The organism is Bradyrhizobium sp. B025, from assembly GCF_042257955.1.
Lineage (GTDB): Bacteria > Pseudomonadota > Alphaproteobacteria > Rhizobiales > Xanthobacteraceae > Bradyrhizobium > Bradyrhizobium diazoefficiens.
The window spans coordinates 4,520,112-4,541,779 of record NZ_CP170150.1; the positions used below are offsets into that span (position 1 = coordinate 4,520,112).

General features: G+C 63.6%; 20 protein-coding genes. 2 read left to right on the plus strand and 18 right to left on the minus strand.

The window, feature by feature from the left end; genetic code table 11:
• Positions 1-16 precede the first annotated feature (16 nt).
• From ACE10W_RS20920 to yajC, 6 genes are read right to left on the minus strand one after another with little or no spacing between them, the layout of a single operon-like run.
• Positions 17-1,261: a threonine ammonia-lyase gene (locus ACE10W_RS20920; RefSeq protein WP_375761872.1), complete on the minus strand. Its 1,245-nt coding sequence runs from the start codon at positions 1,259-1,261 to the stop codon at positions 17-19.
• A gap of 45 nt (positions 1,262-1,306) precedes the next feature.
• A complete protein-coding gene (locus ACE10W_RS20925) occupies positions 1,307-2,170 on the minus strand; it encodes a phytoene/squalene synthase family protein (protein WP_375761873.1) in 864 nt (287 codons plus the stop codon).
• Positions 2,167-2,550 carry an Mth938-like domain-containing protein gene (locus ACE10W_RS20930; protein WP_011087501.1) on the minus strand — a complete coding sequence of 128 codons (384 nt, stop codon included), beginning with the start codon at positions 2,548-2,550 and terminating at the stop codon, positions 2,167-2,169. The genes ACE10W_RS20925 and ACE10W_RS20930 overlap by 4 nt, the downstream gene beginning before the upstream one ends.
• 60 nt (positions 2,551-2,610) lie before the next feature.
• Positions 2,611-3,630, minus strand: coding sequence for a protein translocase subunit SecF (gene secF, locus ACE10W_RS20935; RefSeq protein WP_011087502.1), 1,020 nt, complete (start codon positions 3,628-3,630; stop codon positions 2,611-2,613).
• A gap of 10 nt (positions 3,631-3,640) precedes the next feature.
• Entirely contained in the window at positions 3,641-5,245 is a 1,605-nt protein-coding gene (gene secD / locus ACE10W_RS20940) for a protein translocase subunit SecD (RefSeq protein ID WP_375761874.1), read from the minus strand.
• A 47-nt stretch (positions 5,246-5,292) separates the two neighbouring features.
• Positions 5,293-5,670, minus strand: a complete 378-nt coding sequence (gene yajC / locus ACE10W_RS20945) for a preprotein translocase subunit YajC (RefSeq protein WP_028171851.1) — start codon at positions 5,668-5,670, stop codon at positions 5,293-5,295.
• A 181-nt stretch (positions 5,671-5,851) separates the two neighbouring features.
• Between yajC and ACE10W_RS20950 the strand changes: the two genes are divergently transcribed.
• Positions 5,852-6,856: an ATP-binding protein gene (locus ACE10W_RS20950; RefSeq protein ID WP_375761875.1), complete on the plus strand. Its 1,005-nt coding sequence runs from the start codon at positions 5,852-5,854 to the stop codon at positions 6,854-6,856.
• 76 nt (positions 6,857-6,932) lie between these two features.
• Here the strand turns inward: ACE10W_RS20950 and ACE10W_RS20955 are convergent, their stop codons facing one another.
• The 7 genes from ACE10W_RS20955 to ACE10W_RS20985 form a co-directional block, all read right to left on the minus strand.
• Positions 6,933-8,396: an arylsulfatase gene (locus ACE10W_RS20955; RefSeq protein WP_028171849.1), complete on the minus strand. Its 1,464-nt coding sequence runs from the start codon at positions 8,394-8,396 to the stop codon at positions 6,933-6,935.
• 103 nt (positions 8,397-8,499) lie between these two features.
• Entirely contained in the window at positions 8,500-9,567 is a 1,068-nt protein-coding gene (locus ACE10W_RS20960) for a transporter (protein ID WP_162494106.1), read from the minus strand.
• Between the two features lie 284 nt (positions 9,568-9,851).
• Positions 9,852-10,829, minus strand: coding sequence for an HAD family phosphatase (locus ACE10W_RS20965; RefSeq protein WP_049832412.1), 978 nt, complete (start codon positions 10,827-10,829; stop codon positions 9,852-9,854).
• A gap of 375 nt (positions 10,830-11,204) precedes the next feature.
• A complete protein-coding gene (locus ACE10W_RS20970; protein WP_038967256.1) occupies positions 11,205-12,881 on the minus strand; it encodes an arylsulfatase in 1,677 nt (558 codons plus the stop codon).
• 100 nt (positions 12,882-12,981) lie between these two features.
• The gene (locus tag ACE10W_RS20975) at positions 12,982-13,977 is read right to left on the minus strand and encodes a formylglycine-generating enzyme family protein (RefSeq protein WP_375761876.1); all 996 of its coding nucleotides are present in this window, start codon (positions 13,975-13,977) and stop codon (positions 12,982-12,984) included.
• 622 nt (positions 13,978-14,599) lie between these two features.
• Complete coding sequence (locus ACE10W_RS20980) at positions 14,600-15,994, minus strand: peptidoglycan DD-metalloendopeptidase family protein (protein ID WP_375761877.1); 1,395 nt, start codon at positions 15,992-15,994, stop codon at positions 14,600-14,602.
• 109 nt (positions 15,995-16,103) lie between these two features.
• Positions 16,104-16,754 carry a protein-L-isoaspartate(D-aspartate) O-methyltransferase gene (locus ACE10W_RS20985; protein WP_011087512.1) on the minus strand — a complete coding sequence of 217 codons (651 nt, stop codon included), beginning with the start codon at positions 16,752-16,754 and terminating at the stop codon, positions 16,104-16,106.
• Between the two features lie 241 nt (positions 16,755-16,995).
• On the opposite strand from ACE10W_RS20985, the gene ACE10W_RS20990 reads away from it, so the two are divergent.
• Positions 16,996-17,367 (plus strand): response regulator, encoded by a 372-nt coding sequence (locus ACE10W_RS20990; protein WP_011087513.1) that lies wholly within the window; start codon positions 16,996-16,998, stop codon positions 17,365-17,367.
• A gap of 3 nt (positions 17,368-17,370) precedes the next feature.
• Here the strand turns inward: ACE10W_RS20990 and surE are convergent, their stop codons facing one another.
• The 5 genes from surE to tatB all read right to left on the minus strand — a co-directional run bounded on the left by surE (position 17,371) and on the right by tatB (position 21,650).
• Positions 17,371-18,138: a 5'/3'-nucleotidase SurE gene (surE, locus tag ACE10W_RS20995; protein ID WP_375761878.1), complete on the minus strand. Its 768-nt coding sequence runs from the start codon at positions 18,136-18,138 to the stop codon at positions 17,371-17,373.
• A gap of 188 nt (positions 18,139-18,326) precedes the next feature.
• Positions 18,327-18,689, minus strand: coding sequence for a hypothetical protein (locus ACE10W_RS21000; protein ID WP_028171843.1), 363 nt, complete (start codon positions 18,687-18,689; stop codon positions 18,327-18,329).
• Between the two features lie 94 nt (positions 18,690-18,783).
• Positions 18,784-20,115 carry a serine--tRNA ligase gene (serS, locus tag ACE10W_RS21005; RefSeq protein ID WP_375761879.1) on the minus strand — a complete coding sequence of 444 codons (1,332 nt, stop codon included), beginning with the start codon at positions 20,113-20,115 and terminating at the stop codon, positions 18,784-18,786.
• Between the two features lie 198 nt (positions 20,116-20,313).
• On the minus strand, positions 20,314-21,126 hold the full coding sequence (gene tatC, locus ACE10W_RS21010) for a twin-arginine translocase subunit TatC (RefSeq protein ID WP_060912318.1): 813 nt from the start codon (positions 21,124-21,126) through the stop codon (positions 20,314-20,316).
• A complete protein-coding gene (gene tatB, locus ACE10W_RS21015) occupies positions 21,123-21,650 on the minus strand; it encodes a Sec-independent protein translocase protein TatB (RefSeq protein ID WP_304553652.1) in 528 nt (175 codons plus the stop codon). Before tatB ends, tatC begins: the two co-directional genes overlap by 4 nt.
• Positions 21,651-21,668: the final 18 nt, after the last annotated feature.

Below are 21,668 nucleotides of genomic sequence, written 5' to 3' on the forward strand. Positions count from 1 at the left end.
GGGACGGCCGCGCCGCTCAGGTGCAGCGCGCGCTCAGGCCGGATGCACTAAGCCTCGCCATGACCTCGTCGAGATGGGCGCTGTCGCGGGTCTCGATCACGAGTTGCAGCAGCGTCGCCTTGGCCGGCAGGTCGGAGAAGGTCCGCTGATGCGAGACCTCGATGATGTTGGCGCCAGCCTCGGCCAGCAGCGCAGCCACCGCCGCCAGCTGCCCGGGCCGGTCAGGAATGTCGAGGGACAACTGGGTCAACCGTCCCTCGCGCGCCAGTTCGCGGGTCAGGACGGAGGCGATCAACCGCGTGTCGATATTGCCGCCGCTCAGCACCAGGCCGACCTTCTGGCCGGCAAAGCGGGACGGGTCGGACATCAGCGCGGCAAGGCCGGCGGCGCCGGCGCCCTCGACGACCGTCTTCTCGATCGAGATCAGGGTCGCGACCGCGCGCTCGAGCTCGGCCTCGTTGACCAGCGCGATGTCGTCGACGAGGCGCCGGACGATTTCAGTCGTGATCTTGCCGGGCGACTTCACCGCGATGCCCTCGGCGAGCGTATCGCCGCGCGCCGGCAGATTGCCGTCATGGATGGCGTTGTACATCGAGGGATAGAGCCAGGCCTCGACGCCTAATATCCGCAGCGATGGCTTGATCGATTTCGCGGCAATACCGATCCCGCTGATCAGGCCGCCGCCGCCGATCGGGACAACCAGCGTGTCGAGCTCCGGCACCGCCTTCAACATCTCCAGCCCGACGGTGCCCTGCCCCGCGATCACAAGCGGATCGTCGTAAGGGTGGACGAAGATCATGCCGCGAGCTTCACCGTGGCTCCGCGCAAACGCGGCCGCCTCCTCCAGCGTCGCGCCCGTCACCACCACCTCCGCGCCGTGGTGCTTCGTGTTCTCGACCTTCACCATGGGCGTGCCGACCGGCATCACGATGGTGGCGGGAATGCCGAGCCGCCTGGCGTGATAGGCGACGCCCTGCGCGTGGTTACCCGCCGACATGGCGATGACGCCGCGCATACGCTCCTCCGGCGTCAGCGCGGTGAGGCGGTTGAGCGCGCCGCGCTCCTTGAACGAGGAGGTGAACTGGAGGTTCTCGAATTTGAGCCAGATGTCACAGCCGCAGATGTTGCTCAGCGTGCGGCTGTAGCTGCAGGGCGTCTCGACGACGGCACCGCGGATGGTCTCGGCGGCTGCCTGAATGTCACCAGGCGCGACCGGAAGGCCGCTGAGATCGGAGGACGTGGTTTGGGACAAGTCAGCCATGGGACAGCATAGAGCATTTGCCCGGCTCGGGCGACAAGCCAACCGCTATTTGGTAAATTCCCGGGAACGTGAAGCCCGCCAGAGCGTCCACAGCGTGCGCAGCCGCGACGAAGGCTGCGGCGTGAACGGATTGCGTCCCGGACGCGCCAGGCGCTTGAGGTCGGCCTGCGCCTGGCTCAGCGGCAGGAACGCCGGCCGCACCGACGACGGCACCTGTGCCAGCAGCGACGAGGCCGTCGTCACATGCTGCCGGGCTTCACCCGCAAGCTGCTCGAGCACCGCATGGAGGTTGGGCGTCTCCCTGCTGGCGAACACATCCTCCATGTTGCAATTGTGGCTCGCCAGCACCTGCTGCGGCAGGAACATTTGCCGGTGTGCGGCATCGCGCGGCAGGTTGACGATGACCTGCACGATGCCCTGCGCCAGCCCGGCATGACGGGCAAGATGCTCGACCGCCTCCGACGGCGGCCCCATGATCCGTGCCGCGAGCATGAACAGCGCCGATGAAGTCGCGGCCAGATAGCCTTCCAGCGCCGCCATGGTCGGCATCGGATCGTTGTAGAGATCGAACTGATGCTCGTCGGCGAGCAGCGACAACGGCTCGACCGGCAGGTCGAAATCGCGGATCGCGCGCAGCAGCTCGGCCGCGACCGGATTGCCCTCGGCGCTGCCATGGACATGGCCGGCAAGCATGTCGGTCCACCATTGCAGGCGGATCTCGCCGGGCAAGGGCTGGCTCACCTGGTCGCGGACCCGGACGATCTCGACATTGAAGGCATAGAGCGCGAGCAGCGCACGGCGCTCGGCGGCGGGCGCGAACACGGTCGCGACATAGCGCGGAAAATCGTGGCTGCGCACGAGATCGGCGCAGAAGGCGACGGAATCGGGCGAAGGTGCAGCGCTGCTCATGGCACGGCGATCAGCGCGGCCGCAACGCGGCGCCGTTCGCCGATCATGATGTTGTAGGTGCGCACGGCCGGGCCGGTCTGCATCGTGTCCAGCACCACCCTCACCGCCTTCAGGGCCTGCCGCAGCGCCGGCGGCGGCAGCCAGACCCCGGTTCCGGTGCCAATCAGGAGCGTATCGATGCTGTTGGCGGCCGCGAAGACCCGATCCAGCGAATAGCGGTCGATCTTCGCGGGGTCCGTCACATCCCAGGCCCAGATCGCGTCAGGCAGACAGAGCAGCGATCCCCGATGCGACATGCCGGCAAAGGCGAAGCCGCCCTTGCCATAGGCCTCGATCGGCGCCGAGCGCGGGAAATGCGGTGCGTTGGGATCGCCGGCCATGAGGTTCGTCCGAATGGGCTTACTGCCCTCGCAAACGCGTGCGAGGGCGTGCGGTTCGGATCATGCCTTGTTTTTCTTCGCCGGCGTAGCCGTATCCGGCGCATCTTCGCGATGCTCGCCGACGCCGAGATAGATCAGGATCGGCGCCGCGATGAAGATCGAGGTGTAGGTGCCGACCAGCACCACGCCGAACATCATCACCGCGGTGAAGCTGTGGATGGCGTGACCGCCGAACAGCAGCAGCGCGAGCAGTGCCAGCGTCACCGTGACGTGGGTGATGATCGAGCGCGACAGCGTCGAGTTGATGGACTCGTTGAGCAGCTGCGGCATCGGCATCTTCTTGTAGCGCCGCAGCATTTCACGGATACGGTCGTAGATGACGACCGTGTCGTTGAGCGAATAGCCGAGAATGGTGAGCAGCGCTGCGATGCTGGTCAGGTCGAAATCGACCTGGCTGATCGACATGAAGCCGATCGTCAGCACGATGTCGTGCACGTTGGCGATCATGGCGCCCAGCGCGAACTGCCATTCGAAGCGGAACCAGAGATAGATCAGGATCGCGACGATCGCGAGCATCAGGCCGAGCATGCCGTAGGCCAAGAGCTCACCGGCGACGCGCGGACCGAGCACCTCGACGCGGCGGTACTCGATGGAATCGCCAAGCGCGGTACGGACCTTCTGCACGGCCTCCTGCTGGGCGGTATCGCCGCCCGGCTGCTCCGCGACGCGGATCAGGACGTTCTCGGGCCCGCCGAATTGCTGGAGCTGGACTTCGCCCAGACGCAAGCCATCCAGCGTCGTGCGCATCGCCGCGATGTCGGCGGCGCCGGACTTGGCCCGCACCTCCAGCAACGTGCCGCCCTTGAAGTCGATACCGAGGTTCAGGCCGTGGGTGAAGAACAGCGTGATGGCGACGATCGACAGCGCCGCCGAGATCGGGAAGCTGATGCGGCGGAATCGCGTGAAGTCGAAATGCGTGTTGTCCGGGACAATGCGCAACGACGGCAGCAAGCCGAGGGCCGCGACCACGGTGAGAATAGTGATGAGGACGCCGAGCCCGATGAGAACGGTGTGATTCACAATCAGGCTCCTAGATCGGCACGCTCTGCGGCCGCTTCCACCGCACCCACCCGGCGACGATCAGCCGGGTCAGGGTGAAGGCGGTGAACACCGTGGTGATGATGCCGATACCGAGCGTCACGGCGAAGCCGCGCACCGGGCCGGTGCCGATGTAGAACAGCACCGCGGCGGCAATGAAGGTGGTGATGTTGGAATCGAGGATGGTCGCGAGCGCCCGCTTGAAGCCGGCGTCGATCGCCGAGATCGCGTTACGGCCGCCGCGCAGCTCCTCGCGGATGCGCTCGTAGATCAGCACGTTGGAATCCACGGCGATGCCGACGGTGAGCACGATGCCGGCGATGCCGGGCAGCGTCAGCGTGGCGTTGAGCAGCGACAGCAGGCCGAAGATCATGGCGACGTTGATGGCCACCGCGATGTTGGCGAACACCCCGAACAGCCGATAGGTCACGAGCATGAAGATGATGACCAGGATCGAGCCGACGTAAGCCGCAAGCTCGCCCTTCTCGATCGAGTCCTGGCCGAGGCCCGGACCGACGGTGCGCTCCTCGACCACGGTGAGCGGCGCCGGCAGCGCGCCGGCGCGCAGGAGGATCGCGAGATCGTTGGCCGATTGCACGGTGAAATTGCCGGAGATCTGGCCCTGACCGCCGGTGATCGGCTCGCGGATGACGGGCGCCGAGATCACCTTGTTGTCGAGGACGATCGCAAACGGCAGCCCCACGTTTTCCTGCGTGGCCTGCGAGAACTTGCGCGCGCCCGACGTGTTGAACTTGAAGCTGACGACCGGCTCACCCGTACGCTGGTCGAAGCTCGCCTGGGCATCGGTCAGGTCGCCGCCGGCGACCAGCACCTGCTTCTTGACCACGTAAGGTGTGGGCGGTGGCGAGGCGCTCATCAGCAGATCGGATTCCGGCGGCAACCTGCCCTGCTGCGCCTGATCCGGCGGCACGGAGGTGTCGACCATGCGGAATTCCATCTTCGCGGTCTTGCCCAGCAGTTCCTTCAGGCGGGTCGGGTCCTGAAGACCGGGGACCTGCACCAGGATGCGGTCGTTGCCCTGGCGCTGGATGACGGGCTCGACGGTGCCGAGCTCGTTGACGCGGCGCTCGACGATCTGGATCGATTGCTCGATGGTCTTGCGCATGCGATCGAGCATCGCGGCCTGCGGGATGCTCAGGCGGATCACGCCGCCACCGGCATCGGTCACTTCAAGGTCGCGTTGACCGCTGGAGCCCATCAGACCGCCGAGCGGCTGGGCCAATTCGCGCAGCTTGGCGAGCGCCGGCTGCACATCGGTTTCCTTGGTGATGCGAACCTCGGCCGCGTCGTTGCGCACGGTGACGCCGCCGGTGAAGCCGATCTTGGCATCGCGCAGCGTCCGGCGAACGTCGTCGCGGACCTGGTCCAGCCTCTCCTTCTTCACATAGCTGGAATCGACCTCAAGCAGCAGATAGGAGCCGCCCTGGAGGTCGAGGCCGAGCACGAGCCGGCGCTGCGCCCAGGCGGGCCAGGTCTTGACCTGTGCCTCGGGGAAGAAGTTCGGGACCGCGCAGAGGCACACGATCAGCGCCGTCAGGATAATCCCCAGCGCCCTCCACCGCGTGAAATACAACATCGACTGGACCTGTCAGATCAGGAGACTTGAGATGCTCGCGGAAGCGTTCACTTCGACGCGGCGTCGTCCTTGGCGGTTTCCTTCGCGCTATCCTTGGATTCCTTCGCCGGCTCGCCCTTGGCGCGCACGCCGGAGATCATCTGGCGCATCTGCCGGACGCGGACGCCGTCGGAAATCTCGAACTCGATCTGGTCGTCATCGACGACCTTGGTGACCTTGCCGACGAGGCCGCCCGAGGTCACGACGGTGTCGCCGCGACGGATGTTCTTCACGAGGTCGGCGTGGTCACGGACCTTCTTCTGCTGCGGACGCAGAATCAGGAAGTACATAATCACGAAGATCAGGGCGAACGGCAGCAGCGACATCAACATGCTGTTGGTGTCGCCGGCGCCCGCGGCCTGGGCATACGCAGGGGTAATCAGCATTCGGACGATCCTCGTGACAACGGGGGAAAGCCGGTCAGGCCCTCAAAGGCGACCGGCTCGGTCAAATTCGCGCGGACTATAGCGGCCACCGCCCCAATTGCAACGCTGCCAGACCGTCCTTTTGGTCACCTTGCGGCGCGCCGTCAGGCCCGATAAGGCTGCATTCTCAGGAACTTCGGACATGCCCAAAAAACCAAGCAAAAGCCCGGCCGGCAAAGGCCCCCGTACCCCTGCCAGGAAGCCTGCCCGCGTCGCGGCAAAACGCCCCACGGCAGCCTCCAAAGCAGTCTCCAAGGTGATCTCCAAGGCAGCGCCTGACCTCAACCAGGAGCGGATCGTCCTCGCCCTCGAGACCATTGCGGCGCACCTCTCCGCCCAGGGCAAGCCGGCGGCCGAACCCGAGTCGTTCGGCCGGGCGGATGCCTATGTCTGGCATCCGGATGGCCGCCTCTCGGCGGTGCCGCGGGTCAGCCGCGTCGAGCTGTTCCTCCTCAAGGGCGTCGACCGGATGCGCGACATCCTGATGGAGAACACCGAGCGCTTCGCAGGCGGCCTACCCGCCAACAACGCCCTGCTCTGGGGCGCGCGCGGCATGGGCAAGTCGTCGTTGGTCAAGGCCGCGCATGCCAGCATCAATGCGGACCGCAAGCCGGCCGACAAGCTGAAGCTGATCGAGATCCACCGCGAGGACATCGAGACTTTGCCCGCGCTGATGGAGCAGCTGCGCGCCTCGTCCTTCCGCTTCATCGTGTTCTGCGACGACCTCTCCTTCGACGGCAATGACGCCTCGTACAAGTCGCTCAAGGCCGTGCTCGAGGGCGGCATCGAGGGCCGGCCCGAGAACGTCATCCTCTACGCCACCTCCAACCGCCGCCATCTGCTCGCGCGCGAGATGATCGAGAACGAGCGCTCGACCGCGATCAATCCCGGCGAAGCGGTCGAGGAAAAGGTGTCGCTGTCGGATCGCTTCGGCCTCTGGCTCGGCTTCCACCGATGCAGCCAGGACGAATATCTCGCCATGGTGCGCGGCTATTGCAGCCATTTCGACATAAAGGTCGATGATGAGGCGCTGGAGCGCGAGGCGCTGGAATGGTCGACCACGCGCGGCTCGCGCTCGGGCCGTGTCGCCTGGCAATTCGTGCAGGAGCTTGCGGGACGACTGGGCGTGAAGCTCACGGCGCAGTAGCGGTCGGATCGTAACCCACTTACGGCTGTCTTTCCCCGAAGGCGGGGAATCAAGGGCGCGTGCGCATAAAAACCGGTTATGGCGGCGTGTAGGGATCTGGGGTGCCAAGTTTGATTGGAGGGTACTTCTTGAAGCTCGCTTCCAGTTCTCCGATGATTCTCACTGCGGGATCGGCGACCCAGGAGTTTTGCGCGGCAACATCACGCTCCTCCTTCCGGTCGGTCAGTAGATTGATGACTCTCGGCAAGGGCAATTTCTGCGGCGTGGCGTACATAGTTTCCTGCCAGATCAAATGGACTTTCCAGTTTCGCCATTTGACGGCTGACAGCCGGTCGGCCACGTAGGCGGGGAACCCTTCGCGGTTAGAGGCCTCCTGCTTGCCCAAAAAGAAATCTAGCTGATCCACGCCGTCAATCGCGCGATCCGTAGGGACCTCTGCGCCCCCGATCCGCGCAAGCGTCGTGAAGAGGTCAACGATGTGAACGATTTCGTTGCTGATGCGGCCCGCCGGCACCTTGCCGGGCCAGCGAATGATGAACGGTGCCCGCAGTGAACCTTCCATCGCCGTGAAGTAAGTTCCGCGCCAAGGTCCGTTGTCACCCTCCCAGGGGTTGGTTGCCTCCGGGCCATTATCGCTGGTGAATATCACAAGCGTGTCGTTTTCGATGCCTGCTTGCTTGATGGCATCGAGGATTTGCCCGGTTCGGTAGTCCATTTCGGCCAGGCAATCGGCCCAATCGCCGTTGCCGGTTCTGCCCGCGAACTCAAGATTTGGAAGCGTCGGCATGTGAACGTGCGCGAACGGGACGTAGGCATAGAATGGCTTGCCTGAGCTCGCGTTGCGCTTGATGAACTCCACCGCACGGCTGGTGATTTCCGCGTCCATGGTGCGGCGGTGATCCACATCCAGCACGGCGACCTGTCGAGGTTTATCGCCCTTGCGTGCTTCATAGATATGTTGAGGGTGAACGACTTTCGCATTCCAACCCTGCCTGTTTCCGACCGACGGCCACATGCTTCGTGTCTCGTCCAGGGACGGCCACATCGCCTCGTCATACGTGCGCGGGATGCCATACCACTCGTCGAAGCCCTGATTGGTCGGCATCCGGTCTTCGGCGCTGCCGAGATGCCATTTGCCCCACATCCCGGTCGCGTAGCCCTGCCCCGACAACAGCTCCGCGGTCGTGATCTCCCACTGTGTTAATCCGTCGGGGATGCCGCCGATCGGAACTTCGTACGTTCCGGAGCGGATGGCAAAGCGTCCTGTAAGCAGGGCCGATCGGGACGGCGTACACTGCGCTTCAACATTGAAGTTGAGGAGGCGGGTGCCCTCACCGGCGAGCGCGTCAATACGTGGCGTGGGCGCGCCGCGGAGGATACCGCCGCCATATACGCCCAACTCGCCGTAGCCCAGATTATCCGCGAGGATGACGACAATATTGGGATTCTTAGGTTGCTGCGCTGCGGCAGGCGCGCTCGCAATCGCTATGGCGGCCACTGATGCCAACGAACCGAGCCAGATGGTTTTGCTCTTCGGCATTTTGCCCTCAGATCAATAGGCCACCTTCCGACCAAGCTCGGCACCAATTCTCTACGTGCCGCTAGAGCCGGTTGCCGGTTTGTGCCTTTCTCCAGTTGATCCCCTACTTCGTCACCCTGTGCCGGGTCGGCGCAACGGTGCTTTCAGGTGCGGCGGGCGAAATCGCAAAGGTCAGCCAGGTATTCCAGCCCGACGGCCGGTTCGCCGCCTCGAATTCGCCATATCCCTTTATGTTCAGATATCCCTGCATGCCGCCGATCGGAAAAAGATAGCCGAACTGCGGACCGATGCCGAAAACTCGCGACCTGAATCCGCCAAGGGCCGGCAGTCCGCCGGTATCGTTGGAGACCTGCTGATAGGCATAGCCGACCAGACCTACGAAGGCCTGCTTTGAGAGAAATTTCGACGCGCCCCAATCGAAGTGGAAATCGACGCCGCTCTGAACCAGCGTGTCCGGGTTCTTGAAGTTGTATGTGAAGCCGCCGACGCCGGAGAATTCATATCCCGTCATCGGGTTGAGGTAAGTGTAACCCCCGCCTGCGTCGATGGCGCCATGACCGATACCGATGTTGGAGAGGCGGCTGGGTTCATAGGCGCCGACTGGAATGTCGCCGGTCACATAGGTCATGTAGTTGTGGACGCCGTCGTGCCACTTCATCGAGACCATGGGATAGAGGTCGCCGAACCCGGTGAGCGAGTCCGATATGCTTCCCGTGCGGGTCGCCGAAATCGGACCGAACCCGGTCGTCAGCGTGCCATCAAGGGTCGTGCTGTTTCGGCCGTAAACGCCCATGACACCGACGGACAATTGCCCGCCGAGGACCGGCGTCGCGAACGTATACGTCGGAGCCAGAAACAGCAGGTCTGGCGGCGCTTTGAGATTTACGTTCAAGTTGACATTGACGTTCGGAGAGAAGCGGCCAATCTGAACTTCTCGGGCCGCTGCGGCAGCACCGGAGGCGGACACACTGGTGTGGTAATAGATCGTCCCGAGGGACCAGCCTGGGGCGGTGGGTGCCGCTGCCAGACTGCCGAACAGCCCCGGGACCCAGAACGAGATGCCGCTCTCGTCGGCGCTCGCGATTTGCGGCGAAAACGTGAGAGCTGCAACCACAACCGCGCTGAGCAGGGTCGGTTGAGAGGCACCCGCAAATTCCAACGTGGGCTTCATCTGCAATCTCCTAGCGGTTCGACGGATGCATCGAGATTTGGCGGTCGCGAACCCACCTTCCGTTTTAAGACCTGGTCCCGTCATCAGGCCTAAGCCTATCTCGAGACCGAAGGAATCGGAGTTTCGTCTACGGGCTGTAAGTAAGGCATGCTCCAGACCCGATGTCCGTTGTGAATTGGCCACATCTAAAAATATAGTCGGGTGCTATGCCCAACGGCGTGCATTGAGCTCAATGGCTGGCTGCGCACTGCATTCGCGCAGCCGTGGATCTTACGATTTCACCTCTAATCAAACGAAAAGATACTCTTCCAGTCGTTCTTCATGTCCACAACGGTCCACCTGTTCAGCGCTGCAGCATCGAGAGCGACATCGAGCTTGCCGAAATGTGATTGGCGATCGTAGGCATATTCGCGTTCCGCATCGGTATGGTGGACGATCAGGCCGAACCGCGCGCCACTGGTACCGAGCGTCGCCCATTGCAGCATTTCGAGGTCGCCATCGGAGTTGCCGAAGGCGGCGATCGGACGCCGGCCGATGTGGCTATTGATCCCGATCGGTTTGCCGGCCTTGTCGTCGATGAAATCGATATCCGGCAAGCGAAATAGAACCGGCGTGCTGTCGCGCATCTCATACCGGGTCTTGATTGACGATCCGACGACCTGCTCGGGAGGCACGCCATAAATCGCCTCGGTCCATGGTCGCATGAATTCGACGCCGCCACCTGACACGATGAAGGTCTTGAAGCCGTTGGTGCGGAGGTAAGCGAGCAGTTCGAGCATAGGCTGATAGACAAGTTCGGTATACGGACGCTTGAAACGGCCATCACGCGCGGTCGCAAGCCAGTCTGTGACGATCTTCTCAAACTCCGCCGTCGTCATGCCGGCGTGAGTTACCGCCAGCAGCTCGGCCACGCCCTTCTCCCCGAAAGCTGCGAGCGCCTTCAAGTCGCCATTCAGCACTGCCGCGAAGGGCTGCTTGTCCTTCCATTCCGGATGCATAGGCGCAAGGACCTTCACGCGATCCAGCGCAAACGCCAGTTGCACATACATCGGCTGTTCGATCCAAAGCGTGCCGTCGTTGTCGAAGGTTGCGATGCGTTGATCGGGGGGCACGAAATAGGGTCCACCGTTCTCCGTGACCCGTGCGACGAAGTCGACGATCGAGGCTTTCGTCGGGCCCTCGTTCCAGGACGGCAGAGGACCGGCTTGGGTCTGGGCCATGGCGGACGTGGAACGCAGAGCGGCAGATAGAAACGGAAGCATCGCCAGAGACGAGAGCAGTGCGCGCCGGTCAAGGCGTGATCGCGTGATCTGTTTCATTGTCGATCCGTTTCGATCGTGCGGTCCCTACTGGCCAACATTGAAGCGGCCACAAGCGAACTTCCGCTCAGCAGCAGATCGCGGCGTTTCATTCCGCCGTCCGATTACGGCGGAACGTCGTGGGATTCTTCTAGCGGACGCTTGTTACTCATGACGTGCTCCTCCTGTTGTTATGCAATTGGCTCTGTTCGCTTGATGCATCGGAAGCGGACGTGGCTTGTGGAGGTGCCGACCGGTCCGGCGCGGCCTCCTTGATCACTTTGCTCGCGATTCCGTTGGCGGGCGCCCTATGTCGGGCGCCCGCATCAAGCATCCGAGCTACTGGCTCGGGTGCCCCTGACCCTTCTTGAGCTGTTCCATGACCTGATCCAGGTTGTAGCTCGCGGGATCCTGAAGGGGTGGGAACTCCTTGTAGGATTCCAGCTCCTTCAGCCACAGCACCTGCCCGATGGGCAGCAGGTTCCAGTCGTATATGTAAGCCGTGACCGGCCCGGCGAGCGCGCCGCTGAACCAGAAACTCGCCTTTTTCTCATCGCCCCACGACGTCTCGAATGGATCGCGCTTGAGGTTAACCATGCCGGCTGCGAACTGGGTCTGGACTCCCGGCGAGAGGAAGCCCGTCGCGGTTTCGGGCGCGATCGCGAAATACATCTTCCAATTCTTGTAGCGCACCGCCGACGGGTGGCTGCTGGAATAGTAGAAGAAGGTATCGCGCGCCGACTTCTCCGAACGTCCCGAGAGGTACTCGGTCTGGTCGAAGCCATCGAGCCTGGTCTTGACGATGCCCGGATAGGCGCCGGCCATGATCCGCTTGTTCAGCGCATCGCCCTTGGCTCCGCCGGCGATATTGACAAGCGTGGGCAGCCAGTCGAGCGACGCGAAGATGTCGTTCTTGACCGTTCCAGGTTTGATGACACCCGGCCAGCGAATGACACACGGAGCGCGCATGCCGCCTTCCCAGGTGTTCATCTTCGAGCCCTTGAACGGGGTCGTGCCGCCGTCCGGGTAGGTGAACGTCTCGGCGCCGTTGTCGGTGGTGAACACGACGATCGTATTGTCGAGTTGGCCCATGTCCTGGAGCTTCTTCAGCACGTAGCCAATGTTGTCATCCATCTGCTTCATGCCGGCTTCGTTGACGCCCCAGTCCTTGCCACCCGGTTCGCCGACCATTGCCATGTACTTGTCGTTAAGCACGGTCGTCACATGCATGCGCGCCGGGTTGTACCAGACGAAGAAAGGCTTGCCCGTCGTCTTCGGGTCGTTGCGATCGATGAAGTCGATGACCTTGGCCGAGATTTCCTCGTCGACACCCTTCGATCGCTCGAGCGTCAGCGGGCCCTGGTCGATGCACTGCTGAGTCCTGGATGTACCATCCGACTTGCACGACAGGACGTTGCGCGGAGGCGTCAGGCAAACCGTCGTTAGCGGATCGACCGCGCCCGGTACTTCCGGGATACCGGGGATCGGCGTATTCTTGCATGGCGGGGCAACCGTCTGCTGGGTCGGGGACTTGTTGATGTCCGGGAAGCTCACGCCCTGCATCGCATCGAGGTGATATAGGTAGCCCCAGTATTCCTGGAAGCCATGCGCGGTCGGCAGCGCGTCGGTGTGGTCGCCGAGATGGTTCTTGCCGAACTCGCCGGTGTTGTAGCCGAGATCGAGCAGGAATTTCGCGATGGACGGGGTGCCGGGCCGCAGATAGGACGGGCTGCCGGGCAGTTGCGGAGGTATCATCCCGGTGCGCAGCGGATTCATGCCGGTGAAAAAGGCATTGCGGCCGGCCGTGCAGCTCTGCTCGGCGTAATAGTGCATGAAGATCGCGCCTTCGTTGCCGATGCGATCGATGTTGGGCGTTTCCCCGACCATCAGGCCGCGGTGGTAGATGCTCGGCTGCATCCAGCCGATGTCGTCGCCCATGATGAAGAGGATATTGGGTTTCTGTGCCGGCTGTGCGGTTGCCGGCGTGCTGGTCGGCCCGGACAGCGACATCAACATCGTCGCGCCAAGCAGCGATGCGCAGGACCGCTTGTGCCAACCAGGTGTCTTGCGTGACTTGTCGGGCAATATAGTACTCAACATGGTTACGCTCTCCTGTTTAATATGCGTCAGCGGCTCCTCGCCTGACGCACCGAAAGCCGAGATGACTCGTGGAAGTATCGATCGGCTCCGCATGCCGCGCAGCCGGCCGGTAGCGTCGGCAGTAATTCGGCGCGCACAAATGCGAGCCGCCTTTGATGACCTTTCGTGGAATCTTGACGTTGGTCGTTCTGGGGTCGTAGCTATCGGCCTCACGGCCGCCGCGCGGGTTCTCTGGAATGCAACAGGCTTTTGCAGCGTCGGCTTCATGCCGAGGCGAGTACCAGTCGGACGTCCACTCCCAGACGTTGCCGATCATATCGTGCAGCCCGTATCCGTTCGGCGGGAATGCGGTGACCGGCGAAGTCCGTTCGTATCCATCGTCCCTGGTGTTTTGGCGCGGAAATTCGCCCTGCCAGGTGTTGGCCATGTGGCGGCCGTCCGGCGCAAAAACATCTCCCCACGCGAACTCGGCGCCATCCAGCCCGCCGCGCGCCGCAAATTCCCATTCCGCTTCGGTCGGCAAATCCTTGCCAGCCCATCTTGCGTAGGCGAGCGCATCGCTGAAGGCCAAATGCACCACGGGATGATCGTCCAGCCCACGGATGTCGCTGCCCGGCCCGTAGGGATGTCGCCAGTCCGCGCCCTTGGCGAAGGTCCACCACTGGCTGAAGTCCCGGAGACTGACCGGGTGCGCGGGCGGAGAGAACACCAGCGAGCCCGCGTAGATCATATGCGGGAGTATTCCGGGATAGTCCTTTGGATCCGGCGTGATCTCGGCAACGGTGACGTGGCCGGTAGCCTTGGCGAACGCCTTGAATTGCCGGTTCGTCACTGGATGGCAATCCATCCAGAACGCATCCACGGTGACGCGGTGAACCGGCGCTTCCTCCGGATAGTGCCGATCCGAACCCATGCGAAACGTGCCGCCCGGCACGTACAGCATCCCCTCACCTGCTGGTTGCTGGTACGATTGTCCGGAATCAGGCGACGATTTCGTATCAGCCAGCTTCATGCCGGTCTCCGCCCCGTGTGTCGTTGGCCTGCGCTGCTACGGACACGGAACGCCAGACTTCCAGGTTGATCTAGATCAAAGGGGCCCGGTCGGGTCATTCACGACGGCGCTGGATCGCCAGCAAGCCCTGCCATGTCCGCTGCGCCATCAAAACCGAAGCAGATTCAGAACATTAGGACATCGCACCGGCAGCCATCGGCTACTTTGTATGGGGTTGTTCTTCGATAATTTGATCGTCCGGTCACAAAAGCCTCAGGCCGAACCTGATCTCATTCTCTTTAGCGGCCTCGCGACCAACGCGTTCCAGGCTCCGACACCGGACCCTCGAATCATACGCGACGAACTCAGCGATTTTGAATGGTTCGGGATTCAGAGAGCTTGCCGGAAAAGAAGGAGCAAGCACAAACATTCCGCCGGAGCGAAATCGCATGAGCGCGATCTGCTTCCGGCATTCGCCAAACTTTTATTAATCCGAATTTTGCTGCGTGCTGATCTACGCCACAGTTCACGGCAGCGTCTCGGCCTAGCGACTGCTGTCTATGCAATACTGGATCGCCCGCTTTCGCGGGCGATGGCAGTTTCCTTGTGGCGATGGCCTGCCCTACTCCTCAGGCCCTACGCCTCACGCCCCGTTCAGGAATTGAAGCGGGTCAACCGGACTCGATCCCTTGCGGATCTCGAAGTGGAGCTGCGGCGACGCCACCTCTCCGGATTGACCCGACTTGGCAATGACCTGACCGCGCTTGATGGTATCGCCGCGCTTCACCAACAGCTCACTCGCATGGGCATATGCGGTGACGTAGCCGTTGGAGTGCCGAACCAGGACCAGATTGCCGTAACCTTTCAGCTCGTTGCCGGAATAGGCGACGACGCCGTCTTCAGCCGCCTTGACCGGCGTCCCCTCGGGCACAGCGAGATTGATGCCGTCGTTGGACTTGCCGTTGGTCTTGGCGCCGTAGGTCGTGACCACCTTGCCGCGCACCGGCCAGCGGAAAGTCGGCAGCGCGCTGGTGGTCTCCGCAGCTTTCGCAGGTGCCTCGACAGCCTTCTCTTCGACATTGGCGGTGGCCTGGGCCAGGCGCGCGCTCTGCACCGGCGCGGCGACAGCGGCCATCTTGGTGGCAGGCGTCGGAGCGACCGCAACCGGCTGGAGTGTACCGGCGACCGGGGCTGCCCCGACTGGCGCAGCAACAGGTGCAGCGACGGCGGCGGTCTTCGCGCCGGGAACGGTCAGCTTGGTGCCGAGCTTGAGCTTCGCCGACGGATCGAGACCGTTGGCGCGGGCCAGTTCAGCCGCCGAGATGTGATTCTTGCGGGCGATGCTGGCGAGCGTGTCGCCGCGGTTGACGAAGTGCATGCTCGGCGGCGCGGCGAGGGCCGCAACCGGCTTCGCCGCCGGCGCCATCGCCGGAGCCGCGGCGACGGGAGCCATCGCCGGCGCGGGTGCAGCCGCGGTCGCGCCCGGATGCGGGATGATCAGCTGCTGGCCGGGCGAGAGCGCACGCGGCCCCTTGTAGCCATTGGCGGCGAGGATCGCCTGCGGCGTGACGTGATAACGCTTGGCCAGCACGTCGAGCGTGTCGCTGGTGCCGACGATGATCTTGGTCCCGCCGGCCGGCTGGGCGGCCGCGACCGAGCGCGACGGCACGGTGGCCGTGGTCTCCAGATGCGGCTGCGCCGGAGGCGCGTAGGAGCCGACGCCCCGCCCGCCACCAGACATCCCGCCGCCTGCCGCAACCGGATAGGATTGCGGCGCGGACACCGCCGGCGGCAAGGGCTGCGACTGGTAATAACCGGGCTGCGTCTGCGGCCGCGAATATTGCGGCAACTCACGCTGCGGCGGCGGTGCCTGCTGCACCGAACCGGTCTGATCGGAGGCAAAAGGATTGGAGAAGTTCGACTGGGACAGCCGCGACGACATGTCGGCGCTGCACCCAGCGAAGCTGAAGGATATCAGCGCCAGCACCGCGACCTGCGGTACGCGGCGCGAGTAAAGCAACTCGGCGACGACAGACATGGTTACTCACTCGTACGCAACAGAACTGGTCTTTTAAGTAAACACGCGCCGAGTAAATAACGGCTTAACCCTCCCAATAAGATGTTGGCCGCACAGCCAATCCGGAAATCTACAGCTCCCGCGCCACGCCGGGCAGTGCCGGCACGAAACGGACCTCGACGAGTTCCTTGCGGTCGATCCCGGTCGCGCTGCGGGTCAGACGGATCAGCGTCTGCACCCCCTGATGCGGGCCGACGGGCGCGATCAGGATGCCGCCCACCTCGAGCCGATCGACCAGGTTCTCCGGAATCTGCTCCATGGCGGCGGTGACGATGATGCGGTCGAACGGGCCGATATTGGCAGGCAGGTTGAGACCGTCGCCCAGCATCACCTCGACATTGTGATAGTCGAGCTTCTCAAGCCTGGCGCGTGCTGCGTCCGCGAGTTTGCGGTAGCGCTCGACCGTCAGCACCTGGCCTGCGAGCCGCGACAGCACGGCGGCCTGATAGCCGGAGCCCGTGCCGATCTCGAGCACGCGGTGCTGCTTCTGGAGCTGGAGCTGCTCGGTCATGTAGGCGACGACGAAGGGCTGGCTGATGGTCTGCCCGCACGCGATCGGCAGCGCGCTATCGCGATAGGCCACGTCGCGATCGGCCTCGTCGACGAACAGCTCGCGCGGCACCTCCTCCATGGTTCGCAGCACCGCCTGATCGCTGATGCCCCGACGCCTCAGCGTGAGCTGAAACATCATCTTTTCCGGCGGGTGCTGATGGGAGGTCATTGCTGCCAGTGTTGTCTCGTCAGGGTCCGGATCATCGCTTGCGGAGCTCAAGGGCTGGGGCAAGAATCCTGTTCCGGCTCAGGAACTCATGATAGCCTTTCGCCGAGGCATTTGACCACAAATTGGCTTGCAGCGGACTGGCTACGAAGGCCATTTTCAGGTGTCCGTTGGCCGAAACGCGCATTGCGTCGATTCGCGTTATCTGCGAACGTTTTCTTGATTGGGCAAGGACTCACCGACAATGACCGCGACAGGGCTTTCCGGCCGCTCTGTATTTCTCGTCGAAGACGAGGTGATGATCAGGATGATGGTCGCGGACATGCTGGAAGAGCTCGGCTACAAGGTCGCAGCTGAAGCCGGCGATATCCCCGAAGCAATGCGGCTCGCCGAAGCTACCCAGTTCGACATCGCTATCCTCGACGTCAACGTCAACGGCAAGGTGATCTCCCCGGTCGCCGACCTGATCAAGGCGAAGGGCTGCCCGTTCATCTTCGCCACCGGCTACGGCTCCTCCGGCCTGCCCGAGCAGTATCGCGACCGGCCCGCGCTCCAGAAGCCGTTCCAGCTCGATGCGCTCGGCAGGACCATCGAGGCCGCCCTTCGCGGCGACTAGCCGCTACTTCAGGGCCGCCCCCAGTGCTTCGGAAAACGCTTCGTTGGTGCGGTCGAGCCTGAGCGGCGTGACCGAGACATAGCGCTCGCGCAGCGCCGCCAGATCAGTGCCCTCGGCGGGCGTATCCATCATCGCCGCGCGCTCGAAGCCGATCCAGAAATAGGGATTGTTGCGGCCGTCCCTGCGCTCGTCGATCCTGAGGAAGCCGAGATTGCGCTTGCCCTGGCGGGTGACGCGAATGCCGAGCACATCCTCAGGCGCGCAGGACGGGAAGTTGACGTTGATGACGGTCTCCTTCGGGATGCCGGCGGCCATCACCTTGCGCAGGATGTCGGGGCCGAACGTGCGCGCGGTGTCCCACGGCGGCCGCTCGCGGGTCTCAACGCTGAACTCCTGCGACAGCGCGAACGACGGCAGCCCCAGGATGGTGCCCTCCAGCGCGCCGGCGATGGTGCCGGAATAGACCACGTCCTCGGCGACGTTGCGGCCCTTGTTGACACCCGACAGCACGAGATCGGGCGGCTTGGTGCCCAGGATATGGCGCGCGCCCATGATGACGCAGTCAGTCGGGGTGCCGCGCACGGCGAAGTGCCGCGGCCCGACCTCGCGCAGGCGCAAGGGATCGTTCAGCGACAGCGAATGCGACACGCCGGACTGGTCGAGCTCGGGCGCCACCACCCAGACGTCGTCGGACAATGCCTGCGCGATCTCCTCCACGACCTTGAGGCCGGGAGCGTGAATGCCGTCGTCATTGGTGCAGAGGATGCGCATGCGAAAGGTCGATTCCTGAAGGGGTCTGAGCCGTCTTATCCGGCTGGGACCGATCAGGCAAACCGGCCACCGCGCAGATCTCATCTGTGATCCCGCTTATTGCCGCAGCGCAGCACGCGGCCGGCTTCGGTTCCCGACGCTTGCTTCCGGATGCCGCCCACCTGTTCGAGCCCGGTGCCCGTGCTAGGCTAGCGGCGGATGCGCCATTGCGGCAGGAAGCGTGCGAGCCTGCCTTCGGCATACAACTTCATCGCCGGTACGACCGGACTGACAACCGGAGTCTCGATCACGCCGAGCGCCTCCAGCTCTGCAACGATCGGATCCGACGCCGGCGTCTGCGGAAAACGCTCGCGTGCCACTGTCAGCGCCTTGTCGAAATCCGCAGCATTGACGCCGGGCTTGGCTCGCCGGCTCTGCACGAGATCCTCGTCCCAGAGCCGCGCGATCTCGATGTCGAGCACACCGCGCAGGCGCTGATCGACGGCCTGGATGCCGCAACCCGTCACCGCCCATTGTCTGCCAACCCAGAAGATGTCGCGGTGCAAGGCCATGAACGGTGGGTTCGCATTGACGGGTGGCCGTCAGGATAACCGCCCGCCTGATCTTCGCAACCAAACGTTTCTGCGTTTCAGCGAGCAATACGCCTCAGTCGCGCGAGATCACCTTCAATCCACCCATGTACGGCTGGAGCACGCTGGGGACCGCAATCGAGCCGTCCTCCTGCTGATAAGTCTCCATCACGGCGATCAGCGCGCGGCCGACCGCAGTGCCGGAGCCGTTCAGCGTATGCACGAAACGCGGCTTGCCGTCCGGCCCGCGCGAGCGCGCGTCCATGCGGCGCGCCTGGAAGTCGCCGCAGACCGAGCAGCTCGAGATCTCGCGGAACATGCCGCCGTCGCCCTGCCCGGGCATCCAGACCTCGATGTCATAGGTTTTTTGCGACGAAAAGCCCATGTCTCCTGCGCAGAGCGTCATCACGCGATAATGCAGGTCGAGCTTCTGCAACACCTGCTCGGCGCAGGACAGCATCCGCTCCAGCTCGTCCTTGCTGGTCTCAGGCGTCGTGATCGAGACCAGCTCGACCTTGGTGAACTGATGCTGGCGGATCATGCCGCGGGTGTCGCGCCCGGCCGCGCCCGCCTCAGCGCGGAAGCACGGCGTCAGCGCGGTGAGCCGCATCGGCAATTGCTTCTCGTCGAGGATGGATTCGCGCACGAGGTTGGTCAGCGAGACTTCCGCCGTCGGAATGAGACCGAGGCGCTCTGTCTTGAGCCGCTCATGGTCGGGTGAGGCGAGCAGTTCGCCCTTGATCGCCCAGAACTGGTCGTCCTCGAACTTCGGCAGCTGTCCGGTGCCGAACATCACCTCGTTGCGCACCAGCAGCGGCGGGTTGATCTCGATGTAGCCGTGCTCGGTCGTGTGCAGGTCGAGCATGAACTGGCCGATCGCGCGCTCGAGGCGCGCGAGCCCTTTCTTCAGCACGACGAAGCGCGCGCCGGAGAGTTTTGCCGCCGCCTCGAAATCCATGTAGCCGAGCGCGTTGCCGAGATCGTCATGCAGCTTCGGCGCGAAGCCGTAGTTGCGCTTGTTGCCGAACACATGGTGCTGCACGTTGCCGTGCTCGTCGACACCGTCAGGCACTTCATCGAACGGAATGTTCGGGATCGCGGACAGCTCTTTCGTCAATTCCTCGTCGGCGGCCTTCGCGGCGGCTTCGGCCTGCGGCATCGTGGTCTTGAGCTCGGCGACTTCGGCCATCAGCGTGGCCGCACGCGCCTCGTCCTTGGCCTTCTTGGCGTCGCCGATTTCCTTGGAGGCCGCATTGCGCCGCGCCTGCGCCTGCTCGGAGGCCAGGATCGCCGCGCGCCGCCTCTCGTCGATCGCGAGCAGCGCGGCCGACAACGGCTTCAGGCCACGCCGGGCGAGACCGGCGTCGAAGGCTTGCGGATTGTCGCGGATCGATTTGATGTCGTGCATGGCCGTGGTCCTGGATCAGCGCGTAAACCTACAACGGCAAACGTTGCAAGTTTGCATTGGCGCGCTTCCCCCTAGCACAGCTGTCATCGCCCGCGAAAGCGGGCGATCCAGTATTCCAGAGACGGGAGTTATTCTCCGAGAGGCCGCGGCGTACTGGATTCCCCGCCTTCGCGGGGAATGACGCCGAGTATGGGGCCCCTACTCGGCCGGATTGGCCGGCGTCGACACGTCGGTGCTGGTCGCGGCCTGCGCGGCGGCCGCCTTCTTCTCCACCATCGCCACCGCGATGATCGAGCCCTCGTAGAGCGCCAGCAAGGGGATCGCGAGCGAGCACTGGCTCAGTACGTCCGGCGGGGTCAGCACGGCCGCGATCACGAAGGCGATCACGATGAAATAGCGGCGCTTCTCGCGCAGCATCTTCGAGGTGACGATGCCGATGCGACCGAGCAGCGTCAGGATCACCGGAAGCTGGAAGGCGATGCCGAACGCGAAGATCAGCGACATCATCAGCGACAGATATTCGCCGACCTTGGGCAGGAGCTGGATCTGGGCGGTCTCGTCGCTGCCGGCCTGCTGCATGCCAAGCGAGAAGCGGACCAGCATCGGCAGCACGACGAAATAAACCAGCGCCGCACCCAGCACGAAGAAGAACGGGGTCGCGACCAGATAGGGCAAGAAGGCCTGCTTCTCGTGCTTGTAGAGCCCGGGCGCGACGAACTTGTAGATCTGCGTTGCCACGATCGGGAACGAGATGAAGCCGGCGCCGAACAGCGCGAGCTTGAGCTGCGTGATGAAATATTCCAGCAGCGCCGTGTAGATGAATTTCGAGTTCTCGGGACCGGCGACCCACACGAAGGGCCAGACCAGCACGTTGTAGATCTGCTTGGCGAAGAAGAAGCAGAAGATGAAGGCCACGCCAAAGCCGAGCAGCGCCTTGATCAGCCGCGAGCGCAGCTCGATCAAATGGTCCATCAGCGGGGCTTTGCTGGCCTCGATATCGGCGTCGCTCATGACGCTTTGGCGTCCTTGATCGCTTCGGATGGCGCGGTGTCTTGCGCAACGACCGGCGCCTGCTCGACCTCACGGGTGACGGCGAGCGGCTCGTTCACCGCGCCATGGGCTTCCGCTTCCACGAAGGTTTCCGGCGTTGGGGCTTCCGGGGTTGTTGGAGTCATCAGCGCCTCACTTGAGGTCGCCGGCGCTTCGATGGCAGTCGTTGAGGACGTCTCGGCTGGCTTGTCGAGCGCATCGACGCGGAGCGCGTCGCTGACGTCCTTCTGGAGCGAGGTCATCAGATTGTTGCCGGCAAAGCCGGAGGCGGCTTCCTTGACCTCGTCGAAGCTCTTCTTGAGGTCGGCCATCTCGGCCTCGCGCATCGCCTCCTGGAATTGGCCCTGGAATTCGGCAGCCATCTTGCGGGCCTTGCCCATCCACTGCCCGACCATGCGCAGAACGCCCGGCAGCTCTTTCGGGCCGATGGCGATCAAGGCCACGACCCCGATCAGGACCAGTTCACTCCACCCGATGTCGAACATGAGGTCTTCCGTTCACGC